We start from the raw sequence: 20,038 nt of genomic DNA, 5'->3' as shown, positions 1-20,038 counted from the left end.
TTTTTTGTATAGTTGAAAAGTGGTTTGATCAAAAAAGAAATCGTCGATGATGGAAGCAGGGAGTGTGTCCTAACGATTTGGTCATCGAAGGTAGACGTTTTTGTTCAGCCATAGCTTGTCGCATCTTAATTTTAGGAGGTTTTTACGATCGTGAATGACGTTAAATATGATGTGAATGATATGCCAAAACCTGGTTTATTGGTTGGTTTATCTTTCCAGCATTTGTTTGCCATGTTTGGGGCGACAGTGCTGGTGCCGATTTTGGTTGGGATTGATCCTGCCATTGCTTTGTTCTCATCTGGTTTGGGGACCTTGGCTCACTTGACAGTGACCAAGTATAAGATTCCTGCTTATATGGGGTCTAGTTTTGCTTATATTGCAGCGATGCAAATGCTGATGAAGTCAGATGGGATCGCGGCAGTTGCCCAGGGTGCTATGGCGGGTGGTTTGGTCTACTTGTTTGTAGCTCTGATTGTTAAGCATGCGGGTAAAGATTGGATTAATAAGGTCCTTCCACCAATCGTGGTTGGTCCCATTATCATGGTCATTGGTTTGAGTCTTGCGGCAAATGCAGTCACTGATGCGACAACCTTAAATAAAAGCTATAGTGGTTATGCTCTATTGATTTCGATGGTGACCCTTTTTGCGGTTATCCTATTTAACATGTATGGCAAGAAGATTGTCGGTGTCGTCCCAATTTTACTTGGATTAATTGTGGGCTATATTTTCTCATTGGCTCTTGGTTTGCTGACAGGACATAGTTTTGTCAATTTCTCAGAGGTAAGTGCGGCGCATTGGATTCAAGTTCCAAACTTTGACATTCCATTTGTGGATTATAGCTTTAAGCTCTATCCAAGTGCGATTTTGACCATGGCTCCGATTGCCTTTGTGACCATGACGGAACATTTTGGTCACCTCATGGTTTTAAATAGTTTGACTGAGCGTGATTACTTCAAGGATCCAGGGCTTGACCATACGCTTACTGGTGATGGCTTGGCACAGATTATTGCTGGATTCTTTGGAGCTCCTCCGGTAACTTCTTATGGGGAAAACATTGGGGTGATGGCCCTTAGTAAGGTCTACTCAGTTTACGTTATTTCAGGCGCAGCAGTGATTGCGGTTGTCATGAGCTTTATTGGGAAGCTATCAGCACTCTTGCACTCTATTCCAACTCCTGTATTGGGAGGTTTGTCTATTGCCCTCTTTGGGGTTATCGCTGCTAGCGGTTTGAAAATTTTAGTTGAACATAAGATTGATTTTGATAATAAAAAGAATCTCTTGATTGCAAGTGTGATCCTAGTATCAGGGATCGGTGGTTTGATGATTGACCTCGGTGGTCTTCAAATCACGGGTGTGGCAACGTCGACCATTCTAGGAATAGTGTTGTACCAAATCCTTCCTGAACCAAAAGCTGATGAGGCTTAGTCCATTCTGGTAGTGAAAAAGTTTGAATGGATTTAAACATTATAAAAAACGAGGAACAGACTCTGATGTCAGAGCTGGTGTTCCTCGTTTTTATTGTGGATCGGATTTCCAAAGAGGCCTTCCTTCGTTAGTTGAATGCATTTTTTAAAAGGTAATGCTTATTATCGTGGTGGAAGGCCAAGGGCGATGCGCCCGTATCGGCTGATTCGTGTAATTTTCCAAGCGGGAGACCAAGTTACTTCAACCTTGACATCTTCGATCCCCTCGATTTCTTTTAGGCGAGCGACGATTTCGATCGGAAGGCTCTCAGCACAGCTACAAGCCGTATCGGTAAAGGTCATAACCACCTTGCAAGTGCCGGCTTCATCTAGATGGATCTCGTAGATCAGTCCAAGATTATAAACATCTAACTCAACATCGGTATCAAATACAAGCTCCAATTGTTCGATTAATGACTTCTCTAGGGCCAGGGCGCGGTCATTGATTTTGATATCCTCTCTCATCGCAAGATCCTTTCAGTGTAGTATGGCTTCCATTTTCTCATAATTCGGCTGATAAGGCAAGAAGAGAAAGAGGTTTTGAACGTGTTGAACGAAGGAAATAAGGAAATTCGGTCCAGCCTCCATTTCTCTTCGAATTTGTGGTAAAATAGAGGCAAAAGTAAGACAAAGGATGAAGGCTATGAAATTACAAAAACCAAAAGGGACCCAGGATATCCTTCCTGGCGATTCAGCGAAATGGCAATATGTAGAAGGCTTTGCACGCAAGGTCTTTGCGCGATACAATTATGATGAAATCCGCACACCGATCTTCGAACATTATGAAGTCATCAGCCGTTCAGTAGGGGATACAACGGATATCGTTACCAAAGAAATGTATGATTTCTATGACAAGGGAGACCGTCATATCACGCTTCGTCCAGAAGGAACAGCTCCTGTTGTCCGCTCGTATGTAGAAAATAAACTCTTTGCGCCTGAGGTACAAAAACCAAGTAAGTTCTATTACATAGGCCCAATGTTCCGCTACGAGCGTCCTCAAGCAGGTCGTTTGCGTCAATTCCACCAAATTGGGGTAGAATGCTTTGGATCAAGCAATCCTGCAACGGATGTCGAAACCATTGCCATGGCAGCGCAATTCCTGAAAGAATTAGGGATTGACAATGTGACCTTGCACTTGAACACCTTGGGAAGCCCTGCCAGTCGTCAGGCTTATCGTCAAGCCTTGATTGATTATCTCTTGCCAATGAAGGATCAATTGTCTAAGGATAGTCAACGTCGTTTAGAAGAAAATCCGCTTCGTGTCTTGGATTCAAAAGAAAAAGAAGACAAGGTGGCGGTTGAACAGGCTCCTTCCATCCTAGACTATCTAGATGAAGAAAGCCAAGCGCATTTTGATGCGGTTCGTCGGATGTTGGAAGACTTGGGGGTAGCCTATGTCATCGATACCAATATGGTGCGTGGCTTGGATTACTACAACCACACGATTTTTGAGTTTATTACAGAAATTGAAGGCAATGAATTAACTGTCTGTGCGGGTGGTCGCTATGATGGTTTGGTGGAATACTTCGGTGGCCCTGCGACAGCTGGTTTTGGATTTGGTATCGGTGTGGAACGGATCCTTCTCGTTCTTGAAAAGAAAGGCATTGAATTACCGATCGAAAAAGGATTAGATGCTTATATTGCCGTTCTAGGAGATGAGGCCAATGAAGCAGCGCTTAGCTTGGTTCAAGCTCTTCGAGTCCAAGGTTTCAAGGCAGAACGTGACTATCTTGGACGTAAGCTTAAGGCACAATTTAAGTCAGCAGATGTCTTTGCGGCCAAAACCTTGATTACCTTAGGAAGCAGTGAGGTTGAAAGTGGTCAAGTCACTGTGAAAAACAACCAAACTCGTCAAGAAGTAACGGTAGCTCTTGAAAGCTTGAAGAAAGACTTCCCATCTGTTTTAGCAGAGTTGGGATTGGCTTGATCGAACGGGAAAGACAAGGGGAGACAAGATTTATCTGGGAGTAGGGGCAAAATGGTTGCTCCTGCTCTCTTTTATTTTGATTCTGTTTGCCGACCTTTGCCAAGATTTGGCGAAAAGCCGTTAAATTTTCTGACATTTATGATATAATGAGAAGACTACTAGTAAAGGAATGAAACAGTCATGACATTAGTTTACCAATCAACACGAGACGAAAAAAATACTGTAACAGCTAGTCAAGCCATCCTTCAAGGTTTGGCAACAGATGGCGGCTTGTTTACTCCGGTCTATTATCCTCAAGTGGAGCTAGATTTTAACACCCTCAAAGACGCTTCTTACCAAGAAGTGGCTAAGCTTGTCTTATCAGCCTTTTTGGATGACTTTACGGCAGAAGAATTGGACTACTGTATTTCTCATGCCTATGACAGCAAGTTTGATACGCCAGCCATTGCTCCGCTTGTCAAACTAGATGGCCAATACAACTTGGAACTTTTCCACGGTTCAACCATAGCCTTTAAAGATATGGCTTTGTCGATCTTGCCTTACTTCATGACAACAGCAGCTAAAAAGCACGGTTTGGAAAATAAAATCGTCATCTTGACAGCGACATCCGGGGACACTGGTAAAGCTGCCATGGCAGGTTTTGCCGATGTTCCAGGTACTGAAATTATCGTCTTTTATCCAAAAGACGGTGTCAGCAAGGTGCAAGAATTGCAAATGACCACTCAAACTGGGGACAATACCCATGTCATCGCGATCGATGGAAACTTTGACGATGCCCAAACCAATGTCAAACATATGTTCAACGATGTTGAACTACGTGAAAAATTGGCAGCCAACAAGATGCAATTCTCATCAGCCAACTCCATGAATATCGGCCGTTTGGTGCCCCAAATTGTTTATTACGTATACGCCTACGCGCAATTGGTGAAGACAGGTCAAATCACAGCTGGAGAAAAAGTCAACTTCACCGTTCCAACAGGGAACTTTGGAAATATCTTGGCAGCTTTCTATGCCAAACAAATCGGTCTTCCAGTTGGGAAATTGATCTGTGCCTCAAACGAGAACAATGTCTTGACAGACTTCTTTACAACACGTGTCTATGATAAGAAACGCAGCTTCAAAGTAACCACTAGTCCATCGATGGATATCTTGGTCTCTTCAAACTTGGAACGCTTGATCTTCCACTTGGTAGGCAATGATGCCACAAAGACCAAAGAGTTGATGGAAAGCCTCGTTGCAACAGGTCAATACCAATTGTCCGACTTTGATGCAGATATCTTAGATTTGTTTGCGGCTGCATACGCAGATGAAGCAGAAACTGCTGCAGAGATCAAGCGGGTCTATGAAGCGTCTGATTACATCGAAGATCCTCATACAGCTGTAGCATCAGCCGTTTATCAAAAATACCGGGCCCAAACAGGGGATGCTGCTAAAACAGTCATTGCCTCTACAGCAAGTCCTTATAAATTCCCAGTTGTGGCAGTAGAAGCGGTGACGGGCGAGACAGGTCTAGGCGATTTCGAAGCCTTGGCCAAATTGCACACCCTCTCAGGTGTTCCTGTGCCACCGGCTGTAGACGGTCTTGAAACTGCGCCGGTTCGCCATCGTACAAGCGTAGCTGCTAAAGACATGCAAGCAGCCGTAGAAGAGTACTTGGGACTGTAATTCTCCCTATTAGAAAGATCAAAAGAGCCGTTTGGCTCTTTTATATACTCATGAATTCATACAAAAAAATCTTAAACATTGCCCTTCCTGCCATGGGTGAAAATTTCTTACAAATGCTGATGGGCATGGTGGACTCTTATTTAGTGGCTCACCTGGGCTTGGTTGCCATTTCAGGTGTTTCCGTCGCAGGAAACATCATCACCATCTATCAAGCCATCTTTTTGGCACTGGGTGCAGCAGTTGCCAGTGTCATGTCTAAAAGCTTGGGTGAAAAAAATCAAGACCACATTGCCTACCATGCGACAGAGTCCCTAAAGGTGACCTTGTTGGTGAGTGCTCTCTTAGGAGGGGCTTCGCTGTTGTTTGGACGCCAGATGATTTCGCTGTTGGGAACGGAAGCTGCAGTCGCCGAAAGTGGGGGGATTTACCTTTCCTTGGTCGGCGGGACCATTGTTCTCTTAGGATTGATGACGACCTTGGGCTCCTTGGTTCGGGTGGCCAACAATCCACGTATTCCCATGTATGTCAGCTTGTTGACCAATGTTTTGAATGCTTTATTCTCCTCTGTGGCTATTTTCCTTTTTGGTTGGGGCATTGTCGGAGCAGCTTTGGGGACTGTGCTAGCCCGTCTGGTTGGGGTCATCCTCTTGTGGCAAAAAGTCCAGTTACCCTTTGCCCCCCTTCGTTGGGGATTGGATCGTAAGCTCTTGAACTTAGCGCTTCCAGCTGCCGGAGAACGGCTGATGATGCGGGCTGGAGATGTGGTGATCATTGCGATCGTGGTTGCTTTTGGGACTGAGGCAGTCGCCGGAAATGCCATCGGAGAGACCTTGACCCAGTTTAACTACATGCCGGTGTTTGGAGTGGCCACAGCGACGGTCATGCTCGTAGCACGAAGCCTCGGTGAAGGGGATTTTGAGCAGATTGACCGCCTTCGAAAGCAGTCTTACTGGCTGTCCTTTGTATTGATGTTGCCCATTGCTCTGGGGATCTTTTTTGGGGGCACCCTTCTGACCCATCTCTACACACAAGATGCGAAAGCGGTAGAAGCTAGCCTATCGGTTGTCCTCTTTTCTTTGTTAGGAACACCCTTTACAGCAGGAACAGTCATCTATACTGCTGTTTGGCAAGGCTTAGGAAATGGGAAACTTCCATTTTATGCAACGACCATTGGCATGTGGGTCATTCGAATTGGAGCCGGTTATCTGCTTGGAGTAACCCTTGGCTTGGGTCTTCCAGGTGTCTGGACGGGGACGCTGCTGGACAATGGTTTCCGTTGGCTGTTTTTGAGTCAACTTTATAGACGAAAAGTAGGAGAGAGAACATGACAAAACGAGCTTTTATTTGGGATTTGGATGGGACCTTACTGGATTCCTATGATGCTATTCTGGCGGGTCTTGAGGAGACCTATGCATCTTATCAGCTTCAGTTTGACCGATCCAGCATTAAAGACTATATCTTGAAGCATTCGGTTCAAGATCTTTTAGTAGCGGTGGCAGCAGAGTATCAACTGGATGTGATGGACTTAAATCATCGCCGAGCAGAAAGTCTAGCAGAGAAAAATGCCCAGGTCCTTCTGATGGAGGGAGCGCGTGATGTCCTATCCTGGGGACAAGAAGCTGGAATTGAGCAGTTTGTCTATACCCATAAGGGAGAAAATGCCTTTGTCATCCTACGGGATTTGGGTTTGGAATCTTTTTTTACAGAGATTTTGACCAGTCAAAGTGGTTTTGCCCGCAAGCCTGACCCAGAAGCTGCTATGTATCTGATGGAGAAGTACGGGTTGGAGCCAGGAAAGACCTACTATATTGGGGATCGGAGCCTGGATATTGACTTTGCAAGAAATAGCCAGATTCAGAGTATCAATTTCTTGACGTCTGACTATCAAGGCAATCATCAGATGAACACCTTACTAGATATTCCAGGTATTTTAAACGCTGAAAAGAATCTGTAAAGAATTTGTTTTCATTTTGAAATAAAGTCGTAAGCTTTCTTTAAGAAATGTCCGCTATAATAGAACCATAAACAAAGACCTCCTAACTTTGTTTAGAAAAATCCTAAAACTTTTCTTTTTCATAATAATCTCCCTAAGAGTCGCCCAATCAGGCGGCTTTTTTTGTGCGAAAGAATAGTGCAAGCTCTTTTTCTTGCCAGGATAGAAGAAAAAGTTTATAATTGACTTATCAATTATTGATTTATCAAAAATAATACGGAGAAGGAATATGGCAGAAATAAATGATTTGCTCTACCAACTACGTTTGGCAGATCAATCAACTACGCAACTTTTTGAAAAGCGCCTAGGGATTAGCTTAACGCGTTACCAAATCTTGCAGGATTTGTTAGAACAAGCGCCTTGCAATCAGATCGCGGTTCAGGAGCGCTTGCGGATTGATCCAGCTGCTTTAACGCGGCATTTCAAAATTTTAGAAAAGGAAGGATTTGTCCATCGGAGTCGAAATCCAAAGAACCAGCGGGAAATCTTAATTCATTTGACGGATACGGCCTATAATCGTTTGGTCAAACATCCCCCTCGCCATCATGTGGCGGTGAAAGAACAGATGAGTCGGATTTTGACCACTCAAGAACAAGAGCAATTTTCTTACCTGCTGGGCAAATTAGTATCTGGCATTGAACAAATAACAGTCGAATAAAAAGGAGAATCTACGATGTCATTACTGACGATTATTTTAGCAAGTCTTGCTGCACTGGAGCATCTATATATTTTTTATTTGGAGAGCATCAGAACCACATCTGATACCACAAGTCGGGTTTTCAACATGGATAAAGAAGAACTCGCTCGCCCATCTGTGACCTCTTTATTTAAGAATCAAGGAATATACAATGCCTTGATTGGTGCCTTCCTCTTGTATGGATTGTTTGTCTCTAAAAATAGTGAAGTTGTTACAATTTTTGTTCTCTTTATTATTGGAGCTGCTACCTACGGTGCGATGACAGCCAATAAAAAGATTATCTTGACCCAAGGTGGTCCTGCAATTTTGGCTTTGTTGAGTATTCTCTTTTTAGGATAAAAAGGACGGGCCACTAGGGCTCTTTAAGCTGATTTTATTAAATAAGTGTAGAAAAAAGTATAAAAAAAGACTAAAAATTTTATTGACTTTCTAAGAAAAAGGGTTATAATGGTAGCAACAGAAAAGTAATGAGTCGGCTATTTTCAGGGAGCTTGTGGGAATTGTGAACAAGCAATAGCGACTGATGAAAATTGGACTGTTATGATCAATGAATTCTAACCCATGTGAATTCGGTTGGCACCCCTTACCGTGCAACTCCTTGATAGAGGAGATAGAGATGTAGGGAAAGACCAGCTATTTTTCCCTATAAAAGAGGTGGCACCGCGGACATTACGCCCTCACACAGTTTTTGTGTGAGGGCTTTTCTATGTGCCTTAGCAAGCAAAGCGAGCTTAGGCACATTGATCCCAAAGCGCAAACAGAGCGATGGGATAACCTTAATAGCCTTAGCAAGCGAAGCGCGCTTAGGCACATAGATCCCAAAGCGCAAACAGAGCGATGGGATATCCTTGATCGCCTTAGCAAGCGACGTTACGATTCATTAGAAAAAGAGTTCTAAAAGAGAGGTTTCTGATATGAAAAAAGTTTTATCTGCTGATGTGTTGAGTCCAATTTTGGCTTATATGCGTTTGGATGCGCCCCATAAAATGATCTTGGAGTCAATCCCTCGTGAAAAAGAGAATGCGCGTTTTTCAATTGTAGCCTATCGGCCAGTCAGTGAAGTCAAGTTTGAACATGGCGTCCTCTATTACAATGATCAAATTGTTGAAGAGGATCCTTTGGACTTTTTGAATCGCATCACGGTCAAAACGAAAACTTCAGAAGAACTTCCTTTTAACGGTGGGGCGATTGGATTTGTCGGCTATGACTTGATTGGCCTCTATGAGAACATTGGCTCCATTCCTGAAGATACGATCGGCACCCCAGATCTCCACTTTTTCTTATATGAGAGCTATGTGATTTTTGATCACAAAAAGGAAAAGGTCTATGTGGTGGAAGAGAACCTCTATAGTGGACGGAGTGAAGCAGAGCAGGCGTCGAGCTTGGAGCAAGTATTAGCACAGTTGGCAAGACCTGCAAAAGAAGAGTTTCAGGACAAGGATCTGCATGCACTTCATTTCCACAATCATTTGGAGCAAAAAGAGTTTGAGGAAATGGTGGCCCTAGCGCGGGACTATATTCGAAAAGGGGATATGTTCCAATGCGTGCTCAGTCAACGTTTTTCAGCTGATTTTTCAGGAAAACCATTGGATTATTACCGCAATTTGCGCGTGACCAACCCTTCGAATTATCTCTACTTTTATGATTTTGGGGAGTACCAAATTATCGGGGCTAGTCCAGAAAGTCTGGTGTCGGTCAAGGATCGAGTGGTGACAACCAATCCCATTGCTGGCACGCGTCCAAGAGGGATCGATGAAGAGTCTGATCGGCAATTGGCAGCTGATTTGACAGGGGATCCCAAAGAAGTCGCAGAACACCGAATGTTGGTGGATCTAGGGCGAAACGATATTGGACGTATCGCTCAAAATGGGTCAGTTGAAGTGACCAAATATATGGAAGTGGAATTCTTCCGTTATGTCATGCACTTGACCAGTGTGGTCAAGGGGCAACTACTTCCTGGACTAGCCTCCATTGAGGCTCTGAAGGCAACTCTTCCAGCTGGGACCGTTTCGGGTGCTCCCAAGATTCGAGCCATGAAGCGAATCTATGAAGCAGAAAAAGAAAAACGAGGCGTCTATGCGGGGGCTATTGGCTATCTCTCTGTGACGGGGGATCTCGATTTTGCTATTGCGATTCGAACCATGATCCTCAAAAATAAGAAGGCTTATGTGCAGGCCGGAGCAGGAATCGTTTATGATTCGATCGCTGAAAATGAATACCAAGAAACCGTCAATAAGGCAAAATCAATGACAAGGATTGGAGAAGAAGGATGATTTTATTAGTAGATAATTACGATTCATTTACCTACAATTTAGCACAGTATATCGGAAAATTTGATGAGGTCCAGGTGCTTCGAAATGATGATCCGGACTTGTACCAAGTTGCCCAAGAAGCAGATGCCTTGGTCTTTTCTCCAGGTCCAGGTTGGCCAAAGGATGCGGGCAAGATGGAGGAGATGATTCGAGATTTCGCGGGGATCAAACCAATCTTGGGGATTTGCTTGGGGCATCAAGCGATTGCGGAAGTTTTTGGAGGGCGCTTGGGATTGGCACCACAGGTCATGCATGGCAAACAAAGCCAGATCCAGCTAGAAGCTCCATCTCCGCTATACGCGGGTGTCGCAAAAGAAGTCCCAGTCATGCGCTATCATTCGCTGACGATTGAAGACATGCCAGAGGATTTTGTCATTACCTCTCGGACGACGGATGATCAAGCCATTATGGGAATTCAACACCGCAGCTTACCGATTTATGGTTTTCAATACCATCCAGAAAGTATCGGGACGCCAGATGGGCTCAAGACCATCGAAAATTTTGTCAAACTAGTCAAGGAGCGGAAGATGAAACAAGTGCTTGCAAAAGTGGCGGAAGGAATGGATCTAACCAGTGCAGAGTTAGAAGCTGCTATGGAGGAAGTCGTTGCTGGTCGTGCTTCAGAAGCCCAGGTGACGGCCCTTCTTCTAGGTCTCAAAATGAAGGGAGAAACGGTTGAAGAGCGGACGGCTATTGCAAAAGTGATGCAGGCTTATGCAGTCGCTATTCCTACAGAAGTTCAAGGAGCGATGGACAATTGTGGAACTGGGGGCGATCGTTCTTATAGTTTCAACATTTCAACAACAGCTGCCTTCGTCCTTGCTGGTGGTGGCATCAAGATGGCGAAACACGGAAATCGTTCGATCTCTTCTAAATCCGGTTCTGCGGATGTACTAGAAGCTCTAGGAATTAACCTTGATTTGGGTCCAGAAGACTTGGGACGAGTGTTTGAAAAGGCGGGAATTGTCTTCCTATTTGCCAAAAATCTGCATCCTGGCATGCGCTATATTATGCCCGCTCGCTTGGCGCTAGGGGTTCCAACGGTGATGAACTTAACCGGTCCTCTTATCAATCCGATTCCTCTAGAAACCCAGCTATTGGGAACCAGTCGTCCAGATATGCTGGAAAGTACGGCGGAGATTCTAAAGAATTTGGGAAGGAAACGCGCAGTGGTGGTGAGTGGTCCACAAGGTTTGGACGAGGCAGGCCTTGATGGAGAAACCCAGCTCGCTATTCTGGAAGATGGACAGGTTACTTTATCCAGTTTTCAACCAGAAGATATAGGAATGGAGCGCATTGAAATTGATCAAGTACGAGGTGGTGACGCCAAACGCAATGCGGAAATTTTGCTCAGCGTCTTGAAGAATGAAGCGAGTCCCTTCTTAGAGGTGACGGTCTTGAATGCTGGCCTTGGTTTTTATGCCAACGGCAAAGTAGATTCTATCAAGAAGGGGATTGCCTTGGCACGTGAAGTGATTGCCAGTGGGGCTGCCCTTGAGAAATTGAGATTATTACAGGAGTATCAAAAATGAGTCAAGAATTCTTGCCAAAGATTCTAAAGGAAAAGGCGCGTGAAGTGGCTGCGATGAAAGAAGAGAAACTCCAACCTTTGCGCGAGACCTACCGCCTGTATGATTACCTAAAGAGTCATCCAGAAAAGCTTCAGATCATCGCAGAGGTGAAAAAGGCAAGCCCGAGTCTGGGAGATATTCATGTCGATGTGGATATCGTCGCGCAGGCTAAGACTTACGAAGAAAATGGGGCCGTGATGATTTCTGTCTTGACCGATCAAGTGTTTTTCAAGGGTAATATCGAGTATCTCCGGGAAATATCTAGTCGAGTGCGTATTCCCACCCTCAACAAAGATTTCATTGTGGATAAAAAGCAACTGATTCGGGCGCGAAACGCAGGGGCAACCGTGATCTTGTTGATAGTTGCAGCCTTACCAGAGGCTCGTCTGAAGGAGCTCTATGAGTTTGCGACCCATCTTGGCCTGGAGGTCTTGGTGGAGACCCATAATCTGACAGAACTAGAGATCGCTCACCGGATTGGGGCTCAGATCATCGGGGTCAATAATCGCAACTTGGTGACCTTTGAGACTGATCTTCATACTAGCCTGGAATTAGCGACCAATTTTGAACAAGAACCGGTTTACGTCTCTGAGTCTGCTATTTTCACAGCAGCAGACGCGCGCATGCTGGCTCCTTATTTTAATGGCATTCTCGTTGGGACAGCTCTCATGAAGGCAGACAATGTGGCTGAAAAAGTAAAGGAGTTGCAGATTGACAAAGGTTAAAATTTGCGGATTGTCCACTCCAGAAGCTGTCCAGACCGCTATTGAAGCTGGTGCAGATTACATTGGTTTTGTCTTTGCACCAAGCAAACGGCAAGCCACGTTGGAGCAAGCTCGGCAGTTGGCTACAGGCATTCCAAAGGGAGTTCAAAAAGTCGGTGTTTTTGTATCACCACAAAGAGAAGAAGTGGAGCAAGCTTGCCAAGTTGTGGGCTTGGACCTGATACAGGTGCATGGACCGATGGATGAAACCATCTTGCAAGACCTTCCCCAACAAACGATTCGCGCTGTTCAAGTGGGGAAAGACGCAACTCTTCCTGAGACTGGTGCTGATTATCTGCTCTTTGATGCTCCTGTAGCAGGAAGTGGGCAGACCTTTAACTGGCAAGAACTCGAAACCCAAAATTTCACAAAGCCCTTCTTTATTGCAGGGGGCTTGACAGTAGATAATGTAGCAGATGCTATTCGCTTCTTTCATCCTTATGCGGTGGATGTATCCAGTGGGGTCGAGACAAATGGAATAAAAGATCAAGAAAAGATAAAACGATTTATAGAAAGGGTCAAGCATGGCATATAAACAACCAGATAAAAACGGATTTTACGGGCGGTTCGGGGGACGATTTGTCCCTGAAACCTTGATGACAGCAGTTTTAGAATTAGAAGAAGCCTATAGAGAAAGTCAAGCAGATCCTTCTTTTCAAGCAGAATTGGATCAGCTTCTGAAACAATATGTCGGTCGGGAAACACCGCTCTATTACGCTAAGAATCTAACCAAGTATGTTGGTGGAGCCAAGATCTTTCTTAAAAGAGAAGACCTCAACCACACAGGGGCTCATAAAATTAATAATGCCCTAGGACAGGTTTTGTTGGCACACCGGATGGGCAAAAAGAAGATCATCGCAGAAACAGGGGCCGGACAGCACGGTGTTGCAACAGCAACAGCTGCTGCTTTATTTGATATGGAATGTACCATCTACATGGGGGAAGAAGATGTCAAACGCCAAGCCCTCAATGTCTTTCGGATGGAATTGTTGGGCGCCAAGGTTCAATCAGTAACAGATGGGTCACGGGTTCTCAAGGATGCGGTCAATGCTGCCCTTAGAGCCTGGGTAGCAAATGTGGAGGATACCCACTATATCATGGGGTCTGCTCTAGGGCCTCATCCATTCCCAGAGATTGTCCGTGATTTTCAAAGTGTCATCGGTCGAGAAGCCAAACGCCAATTTGCAGAGCAAAATGATGGTGCGCTACCAGATGCAGTCTTAGCCTGTGTAGGAGGCGGATCGAACGCCATTGGGCTCTTTTATCCTTTTGTTGAGGATGCCTCTGTTGCCATGTATGGGGCGGAAGCTGCTGGCCTTGGGGTAGATACAGACCAGCATGCAGCAACCTTGACCAAGGGACGTCCGGGAGTCCTTCACGGCGCCTTGATGGATGTTTTACAGGATGCCCATGGACAGATTTTAGAAGCCTTCTCGATTTCGGCAGGTCTCGATTATCCTGGGATTGGGCCAGAGCATTCTTATTTCCATGACATCAAGCGGGCAACCTATGTGCCTGTGACAGACCGAGAAGCCCTAGAAGCCTTTCAATTGCTTTCAAAAGTAGAAGGAATCATTCCAGCTCTGGAATCGAGCCATGCTATCGCCTATGCGGTGAAGTTGGCTAAGGAGATGGGGCCTGAAAAATCTATGATCGTTTGCTTATCAGGTCGTGGGGATAAAGATGTGGTACAAGTCAAAGACCGCCTAGAACAAGAGAGGAGAGTAAGATGGGAAAGACCTTAACAGAGCATTTACAAAAGCTGAAAGACCAGCAGCAAGGGATTTTTGTTCCTTATATTATGGCAGGAGATCATGAAAAAGGCTTGGCAGGTTTGCAGGAAACCATCCAATTTTTAGAGGGGCTTGGTGTCTCAGCTATTGAGGTTGGCATTCCTTTTTCGGATCCGGTGGCAGATGGCCCTGTGATTGAAGAGGCGGGACTACGAAGCTTAGCCCATGGGACGACGACAGAGGAACTGGTGCAAACGATCCAGCACTTAGAGACAAGTGTTCCTTTGGTCATCATGACCTATTTCAACCCCTTGTTCCAATATGGGCTCGAAAACTTCTTTAGAGATGTAGAAGGAACAGCAGTCAAAGGAGTGATTATTCCGGACCTCCCCCATGAGCATGCGAATTTGGTAGAGCCTCTATTAGCGGATAAAGACATCGCCTTGGTGCCACTAGTGAGCCTAACCACAGGAATCGAGCGCCAAAAGAAATTGATCCAAGATGCAGAAGGATTTATCTATGCTGTTGCTGTCAATGGGGTGACGGGGAAAGCTGGTAGCTATCGAGATGACTTGGACCATCACTTGGCCCAATTACACGGAATAGCGTCCATTCCTGTTTTAACAGGTTTTGGAGTTTCCAGCATGGAGGATGTTCACCGTTTCAACAAGGTTTCAGATGGGGTTATTGTGGGGTCCAAAATTGTTAAAGCTCTCCACCAAGGGGAGACAGACGCCATCGCTCGTTTTATTTCTCAAGCAGTGAAGGGCTAGAAGGTTCATTCCATTCATCATCAGCTTGATTCTCCTAGATCAAGCTCTTTGTCTACTATTTTAAACATTCCCCTCGTTTGTCTTTACAAACGAGGCTTTCTCGTTACAATAGAGGTAGTAACAAGAAAAGAGGAGAAGAGAATGATAAGCCCTGAAGAGATTGATCAAGTTGTCCAGTCAGGTCCTTTTGAACCAAGCTGGGACTCTCTTAGCCATCAAGTCTGTCCAGATTGGTATCGAGATGCCAAATTTGGAATATTTATCCACTGGGGCGTCTACAGTGTACCTGCCTTTGGTTCGGAATGGTATTCGCGAAATATGTATATCCAAGGGAATCCTTGCTATGACTATCATCGAGAGCATTTTGGAGACCAGGCCAGCTTTGGCTATAAGGATCTCATTCCTCTTTTTACAGCCGATCGCTTTGATCCGGCATCTTGGCTGGATCTCTTTCAAAAAGCGGGAGCCCAGTATCTTTTTCCAGTTGCGGAGCACCACGATGGTTTTCAGATGTATGCCTCTACTCTCTCGCCTTATAATAGCTTAGAAATGGGGCCGAGACGAGATGTCTTAGGAGAGCTGAGGGAGGAAGCAGAAAAACGTGGCCTGCACTTCTGTACGTCCTCTCACCGGGCAGAACACCAGTTTTTCTTTTCACATGGCAAGGAATTCACTAGTGACATTCCGCAAGAAGTCCCAAGAGACAGCCTTTATTGGCCAGCAGAGCCAGAGCCCAAGGATCATTTTGATCTCACATCCAAGCCTTATCCAAGCAAAGAATTCTTGGAAGATTGGCTTTTGCGAACCTGTGAACTGGTGCGGGACTACCAGCCAGAGCTCCTTTATTTTGACTGGTGGATCCAGCATGAGAGTTTCCGTCCCTACTTGATGCGCTTTTTGGCTTATTATTACAATCTAGCAGCACAAGAGGATCGCAAGGTGGCTGTTTGTTACAAACAGGATGCCCTCCCTTTCGGTTCAGGAATCATCGAGATGGAGCGGGGAGGATACGGAGAGACGCAAGCCTTTCCGTGGCAAATGGATACCGCGATCGCCCGTAATTCTTGGTGTTATACCCAGGATCTAGCCTACAAGACCAGTAAGGAATTGCTACAAAATTTAGTTGATGTTGTGGCCAAAAATGGCAATCTTCTGCTCAATATTGGACCCAAGGCAGATGGCACGATCCCTGAGCAAGACCAAGACATCCTCACAGAGATCGGGGACTGGCTGGCGGTAAATGGAGAAGCCATTTATCAGAATCGGCCTTGGCGGGTGTCATCGGACGGACCGACCGAGGCCCAGGAAGGTTCCTTCTCAGATGGGCAAGCGCCACTCTATACTAGCCAAGATTTCCGCTATACCATGCGTGATGGCTTTCTTTATGCCATCCAGCTGGAACCAAGTGGAAGGACGGAAGAGTTGACCTTGCCGTCTCTCGCCTATGATCTCAAGCAACCGAGAATTCTTCATGCGCGCATTAAAAAGCTAGAGCTCCTTGGAGAAAGTCAGCCCCTTTCTTGGAGCCAAGATGAGACAGGGCTCCATCTTCAGTTACCAGCTTGCAGCAAAAAACAACCGCGTGTTTTACGCCTCAGCTTTTAGTTTTCTTGAAGCTTTCTATAAGGAATCGTTTAGGTTTCTCTTGTATACTGTACTCATCCAATAAGAAATGAGGTACAGAAAATGAAAATCTCAGTTAATTATCCAAAACGCTTTAAGAAATTGCCACAAAAAGGTTCTTGTTACGGCGAATAAACACTTCTCTTCATTTTTCATAAGAAACTCCTAAAGAAGGCTCTACCCGAAAGGGTAGAGTTTTTATGTACCAGAGACCTTGTGATTCGTGGTATAATAGGCCTATGGAAAAAAAGAATAAATTACTACTCATCGACGGGTCTTCCGTCGCTTTTCGTGCCTTTTTCGCACTCTATAATCAAATTGATCGCTTCAAAAATGCCAATGGTCTGCATACAAATGCGGTCTATGGCTTTAACCTCATGTTGAGTCATCTCTTGGAGCGCATCCAACCAACCCATGTCCTCGTTGCTTTTGATGCAGGAAAGACGACTTTTCGGACGGAGATGTATGCCGACTACAAAGGGGGCCGTGCAAAAACTCCAGATGAGTTCCGCGAGCAGTTTCCTTTCATTCGTGAGCAACTGGATCATTTGGGAATCCGCCATTATGAGCTGGCCCAGTATGAAGCGGATGATATTATTGGAACGCTAGATAAGATGGCAGAAACTACTTCGGTGCCATTTGATGTGACCATTGTCTCTGGGGACAAGGATTTGATCCAGCTGACGGATGACAATACGGTGGTTGAAATCTCCAAAAAAGGGGTAGCGGAGTTTGAAGAATTCACTCCAGCCTATCTGAAAGAAAAGATGGGACTGACACCAGAGCAATTTATCGACCTCAAGGCCTTGATGGGAGATAAGTCAGATAATATTCCAGGTGTTACTAAGATCGGAGAAAAGACAGGGATCAAACTACTCCTAGAGTACGGGTCTCTCGATGGTATTTACGAGCATATCGATGAGATGAAGGCTTCTAAGATGAAGGAAAACCTCATCAACGACAAGGAGCAGGCCTACCTATCCAAGACTCTTGCGACCATCGATACCAATGCGCCTATTGAAATTGGCCTGGACGATATCACCTATACGGGCCCTCATCTAGAAAATCTCGCCAAGTTTTATGAGGAGATGGGCTTCAAGCAACTCCGTCAGGCCTTGGATCTCAGTGGAGAAGAAGCAGCTCCTGTAGCCATTGACTATACAGAAGTCGAGCAGGTCACTTCAGATATGCTCACGGAAGATAGTTTCTTCCATTTTGAGATTTTTGGGGACAATTACCATACGGAACCCATCATCGGTTTCGCATGGGGGACCAAAGGTCAGCTCTACGCGAGTACAGATACTGGTCTTTTACAAACACCGATTTTCAAAGAATTTCTCGAAAAAACGCCCCTCAAGGTCTATGACTTCAAGCGGGCCAAGGTCTTGCTCAGCCACTTGGGCATTACCCTTCAAAATCCCGCTTTTGACAGTCGATTGGCCAAGTATCTCTTGTCGACCGTAGAGGACAATGAGATTTCAACCATTGCGAGTCTCTATAGTCAGATTGCGCTGCCGCTGGACGAAGTCGTTTATGGCAAGGGAGCCAAAAAAGCTATCCCAGAAAAGGCGGTCCTATTAGAGCATTTGGCACGGAAAGTCGCTGTTTTACTAGACACGGAAGAGCCCATGGTAGAGCAGTTGCAGGCCCATGGCCAACTAGATTTGCTCTATGATATGGAGCAACCGCTAGCAGCTGTTTTGGCCAAGATGGAAATCGCGGGGATCAAGGTAGAGCGTCAGACCCTAGAAGACATGCAGGTGGAAAACGAAGTGGTCTTGGAACGCTTGACTCAAGAAATTTACGAGCTGGCAGGAGAAGAGTTCAACATCAATTCTCCAAAACAATTGGGGGTTATTCTCTTTGAAAACTTGGGACTCCCTCTTGAATATACTAAGAAGACCAAAACCGGCTATTCCACAGCCGTTGATGTCTTGGAACGCCTAGCTCCTATCGCACCGATCGTGTCTAAGATTCTTGAATACCGCCAAATTGCTAAGATCCAGTCGACCTATGTCATCGGTCTTCAAGATTGGATTTTGGAAGATGGGAAGATCCATACCCGCTATGTACAGGATTTGACGCAGACAGGCCGTTTGTCCAGCGTGGATCCCAACCTGCAAAATATTCCTGTCCGTTTGGAACAAGGTCGTCTCATCCGCAAGGCCTTTGTCCCAGAAGAGGAAAACAGTGTCTTGCTGAGTTCGGACTATTCACAGATCGAATTGCGCGTCTTGGCCCATATTTCGGGAGATGAGCATTTGATTGACGCCTTTCAGCATGGGGCAGATATCCATACATCGACCGCTATGCGAGTTTTCAATATTGAAAAACCAGAAGATGTGACGCCGAACGACCGGCGGAATGCCAAAGCAGTGAACTTCGGTGTGGTTTATGGAATTTCCGACTTTGGACTGTCTAACAACCTAGGGATCAGTCGAAAAGAAGCCAAGGCCTACATTGAGACTTACTTCGAACGCTACCCTGGGATCAAGGACTATATGGAGAGAGTGGTGCGGGAAGCGCGTGACAAAGGCTACGTCGAGACCCTCTTCAAGCGTCGTCGGGAGATTCCAGATATCAATTCTCGCAACTTCAATGTTCGAGGCTTTGCGGAGCGGACGGCTATCAACTCACCGATCCAAGGATCGGCAGCCGATATCTTGAAAATTGCCATGATCCACTTGGACCAAGCGCTAGAAAGAGGAGCATACAAGACCAAGATGCTCCTTCAGGTCCACGATGAAATCGTTCTGCAAGTACCAAGTGAGGAACTGGCAGCGATCAAAGAGCTCGTCAAAAAGACCATGGAATCTGCTATCGAACTTGCAGTACCACTGGAAGCCGATGAAAATGAAGGCAAAACATGGTATGAGGCCAAATAAAATTGAGTTTGTTCAAAACAGAAAGCGGTAGGAGACTTTTCAGTTTCCTACCGCTTTTAACGACAAACACTTGCAATGCCCTCCGGATTGTTATACTATTTAAAGAAAGGAAACGCATACAAAAGGAGATTCTTATGGCTTATTCATTTCGCAACCCTAGTGATGGCATTATCAAACATTACCTAGAAACCAGCAAGATCATCGCTGTAGTTGGATTATCTGATCGTGAAGACACGACCAGTCATCGTGTCAGCAAGGAGATGCAAGAGCGGGGCTATCGGATCATTCCCGTCAACCCCCGTGCAGCTGGTGGCCAGATCCTTGGAGAAACGGTGTATGCTAGCTTACAGGAGATTCCTTTCCCAGTAGATATCGTTGATGTATATCGTCGCAGTGAGTTTTTGCCAGATGTGGCGCGTGATTTTATTGAGACGGATGCGAAAATTTTCTGGGCACAATTGGGACTGGAAAATCAAGAAGCAGAAGAAATTCTTCGAGGAGCAGGTCGAGAAGATATCGTCATGAACCGCTGTATCAAACGAGAACACACCCGACTGATCTGAGGAGACTCCCTGTATTTATAAATGATAAACAATTGACATAGAAGAGAGTGGGACAGAAATCGGTAATTC

At 45.4% G+C, this 20,038-nt stretch carries 17 protein-coding genes and 1 pseudogene; 17 read left to right on the top strand and 1 reads right to left on the bottom strand.

Annotated features, from left to right (window positions below; translation table 11 throughout):
- Positions 1-150 precede the first annotated feature (150 nt).
- A complete protein-coding gene (locus HMPREF2926_RS04390) occupies positions 151-1,425 on the top strand; it encodes a uracil-xanthine permease family protein (RefSeq protein ID WP_070586605.1) in 1,275 nt (424 codons plus the stop codon).
- A 161-nt stretch (positions 1,426-1,586) separates the two neighbouring features.
- Here HMPREF2926_RS04390 and HMPREF2926_RS04385 read toward each other — a convergent pair whose 3' ends face one another.
- Positions 1,587-1,928 carry a metal-sulfur cluster assembly factor gene (locus HMPREF2926_RS04385; protein WP_070586604.1) on the bottom strand — a complete coding sequence of 114 codons (342 nt, stop codon included), beginning with the start codon at positions 1,926-1,928 and terminating at the stop codon, positions 1,587-1,589.
- Positions 1,929-2,106: 178 nt separating this feature from the next.
- Here HMPREF2926_RS04385 and hisS point away from each other — a divergent pair, with 178 nt between their 5' ends.
- From hisS to HMPREF2926_RS04310, 16 genes and pseudogenes are all read left to right on the top strand, one after another.
- Positions 2,107-3,390 carry a histidine--tRNA ligase gene (hisS, locus tag HMPREF2926_RS04380; RefSeq protein WP_070586643.1) on the top strand — a complete coding sequence of 428 codons (1,284 nt, stop codon included), beginning with the start codon at positions 2,107-2,109 and terminating at the stop codon, positions 3,388-3,390.
- A 180-nt stretch (positions 3,391-3,570) separates the two neighbouring features.
- Entirely contained in the window at positions 3,571-5,055 is a 1,485-nt protein-coding gene (gene thrC / locus HMPREF2926_RS04375; protein WP_070586603.1) for a threonine synthase, read from the top strand.
- Between the two features lie 50 nt (positions 5,056-5,105).
- Positions 5,106-6,383 carry an MATE family efflux transporter gene (locus HMPREF2926_RS04370; RefSeq protein WP_070586602.1) on the top strand — a complete coding sequence of 426 codons (1,278 nt, stop codon included), beginning with the start codon at positions 5,106-5,108 and terminating at the stop codon, positions 6,381-6,383.
- Complete coding sequence (locus HMPREF2926_RS04365; RefSeq protein ID WP_070586601.1) at positions 6,380-7,009, top strand: HAD-IA family hydrolase; 630 nt, start codon at positions 6,380-6,382, stop codon at positions 7,007-7,009. The genes HMPREF2926_RS04370 and HMPREF2926_RS04365 overlap by 4 nt, the downstream gene beginning before the upstream one ends.
- A gap of 268 nt (positions 7,010-7,277) precedes the next feature.
- On the top strand, positions 7,278-7,706 hold the full coding sequence (locus tag HMPREF2926_RS04360; protein ID WP_070586600.1) for a MarR family winged helix-turn-helix transcriptional regulator: 429 nt from the start codon (positions 7,278-7,280) through the stop codon (positions 7,704-7,706).
- A gap of 15 nt (positions 7,707-7,721) precedes the next feature.
- Positions 7,722-8,084 (top strand): DUF1304 domain-containing protein, encoded by a 363-nt coding sequence (locus HMPREF2926_RS04355; RefSeq protein WP_049492220.1) that lies wholly within the window; start codon positions 7,722-7,724, stop codon positions 8,082-8,084.
- A gap of 575 nt (positions 8,085-8,659) precedes the next feature.
- Positions 8,660-10,018 (top strand): anthranilate synthase component I, encoded by a 1,359-nt coding sequence (trpE, locus tag HMPREF2926_RS04350; protein WP_070586599.1) that lies wholly within the window; start codon positions 8,660-8,662, stop codon positions 10,016-10,018.
- Positions 10,015-10,575, top strand: a pseudogene (locus HMPREF2926_RS11300) (aminodeoxychorismate/anthranilate synthase component II); the annotation flags it as partial. The gene trpE and the pseudogene HMPREF2926_RS11300, both read left to right, overlap by 4 nt.
- A gap of 9 nt (positions 10,576-10,584) precedes the next feature.
- A complete protein-coding gene (trpD, locus tag HMPREF2926_RS11295) occupies positions 10,585-11,589 on the top strand; it encodes an anthranilate phosphoribosyltransferase (protein ID WP_049472517.1) in 1,005 nt (334 codons plus the stop codon).
- Positions 11,586-12,353 carry an indole-3-glycerol phosphate synthase TrpC gene (gene trpC, locus HMPREF2926_RS04340; RefSeq protein WP_070586598.1) on the top strand — a complete coding sequence of 256 codons (768 nt, stop codon included), beginning with the start codon at positions 11,586-11,588 and terminating at the stop codon, positions 12,351-12,353. Before trpD ends, trpC begins: the two co-directional genes overlap by 4 nt.
- On the top strand, positions 12,340-12,927 hold the full coding sequence (locus HMPREF2926_RS04335; RefSeq protein WP_049487560.1) for a phosphoribosylanthranilate isomerase: 588 nt from the start codon (positions 12,340-12,342) through the stop codon (positions 12,925-12,927). The genes trpC and HMPREF2926_RS04335 overlap by 14 nt, the downstream gene beginning before the upstream one ends.
- Complete coding sequence (gene trpB, locus HMPREF2926_RS04330) at positions 12,917-14,137, top strand: tryptophan synthase subunit beta (RefSeq protein WP_070586597.1); 1,221 nt, start codon at positions 12,917-12,919, stop codon at positions 14,135-14,137. Before HMPREF2926_RS04335 ends, trpB begins: the two co-directional genes overlap by 11 nt.
- A complete protein-coding gene (gene trpA / locus HMPREF2926_RS04325) occupies positions 14,122-14,898 on the top strand; it encodes a tryptophan synthase subunit alpha (protein ID WP_070586596.1) in 777 nt (258 codons plus the stop codon). Before trpB ends, trpA begins: the two co-directional genes overlap by 16 nt.
- A 141-nt stretch (positions 14,899-15,039) precedes the next feature.
- Positions 15,040-16,503: an alpha-L-fucosidase gene (locus HMPREF2926_RS04320; RefSeq protein WP_070586595.1), complete on the top strand. Its 1,464-nt coding sequence runs from the start codon at positions 15,040-15,042 to the stop codon at positions 16,501-16,503.
- Positions 16,504-16,760: 257 nt separating this feature from the next.
- On the top strand, positions 16,761-19,406 hold the full coding sequence (gene polA, locus HMPREF2926_RS04315; RefSeq protein ID WP_070586594.1) for a DNA polymerase I: 2,646 nt from the start codon (positions 16,761-16,763) through the stop codon (positions 19,404-19,406).
- Between the two features lie 134 nt (positions 19,407-19,540).
- Positions 19,541-19,969 (top strand): CoA-binding protein, encoded by a 429-nt coding sequence (locus HMPREF2926_RS04310; protein ID WP_070586593.1) that lies wholly within the window; start codon positions 19,541-19,543, stop codon positions 19,967-19,969.
- Positions 19,970-20,038 lie beyond the last annotated feature (69 nt).

It is taken from the genome of Streptococcus sp. HMSC078D09 (genome assembly GCF_001813675.1).
GTDB lineage: Bacteria > Bacillota > Bacilli > Lactobacillales > Streptococcaceae > Streptococcus.
This window is presented reverse-complemented; position numbering and strand designations above follow the sequence as displayed.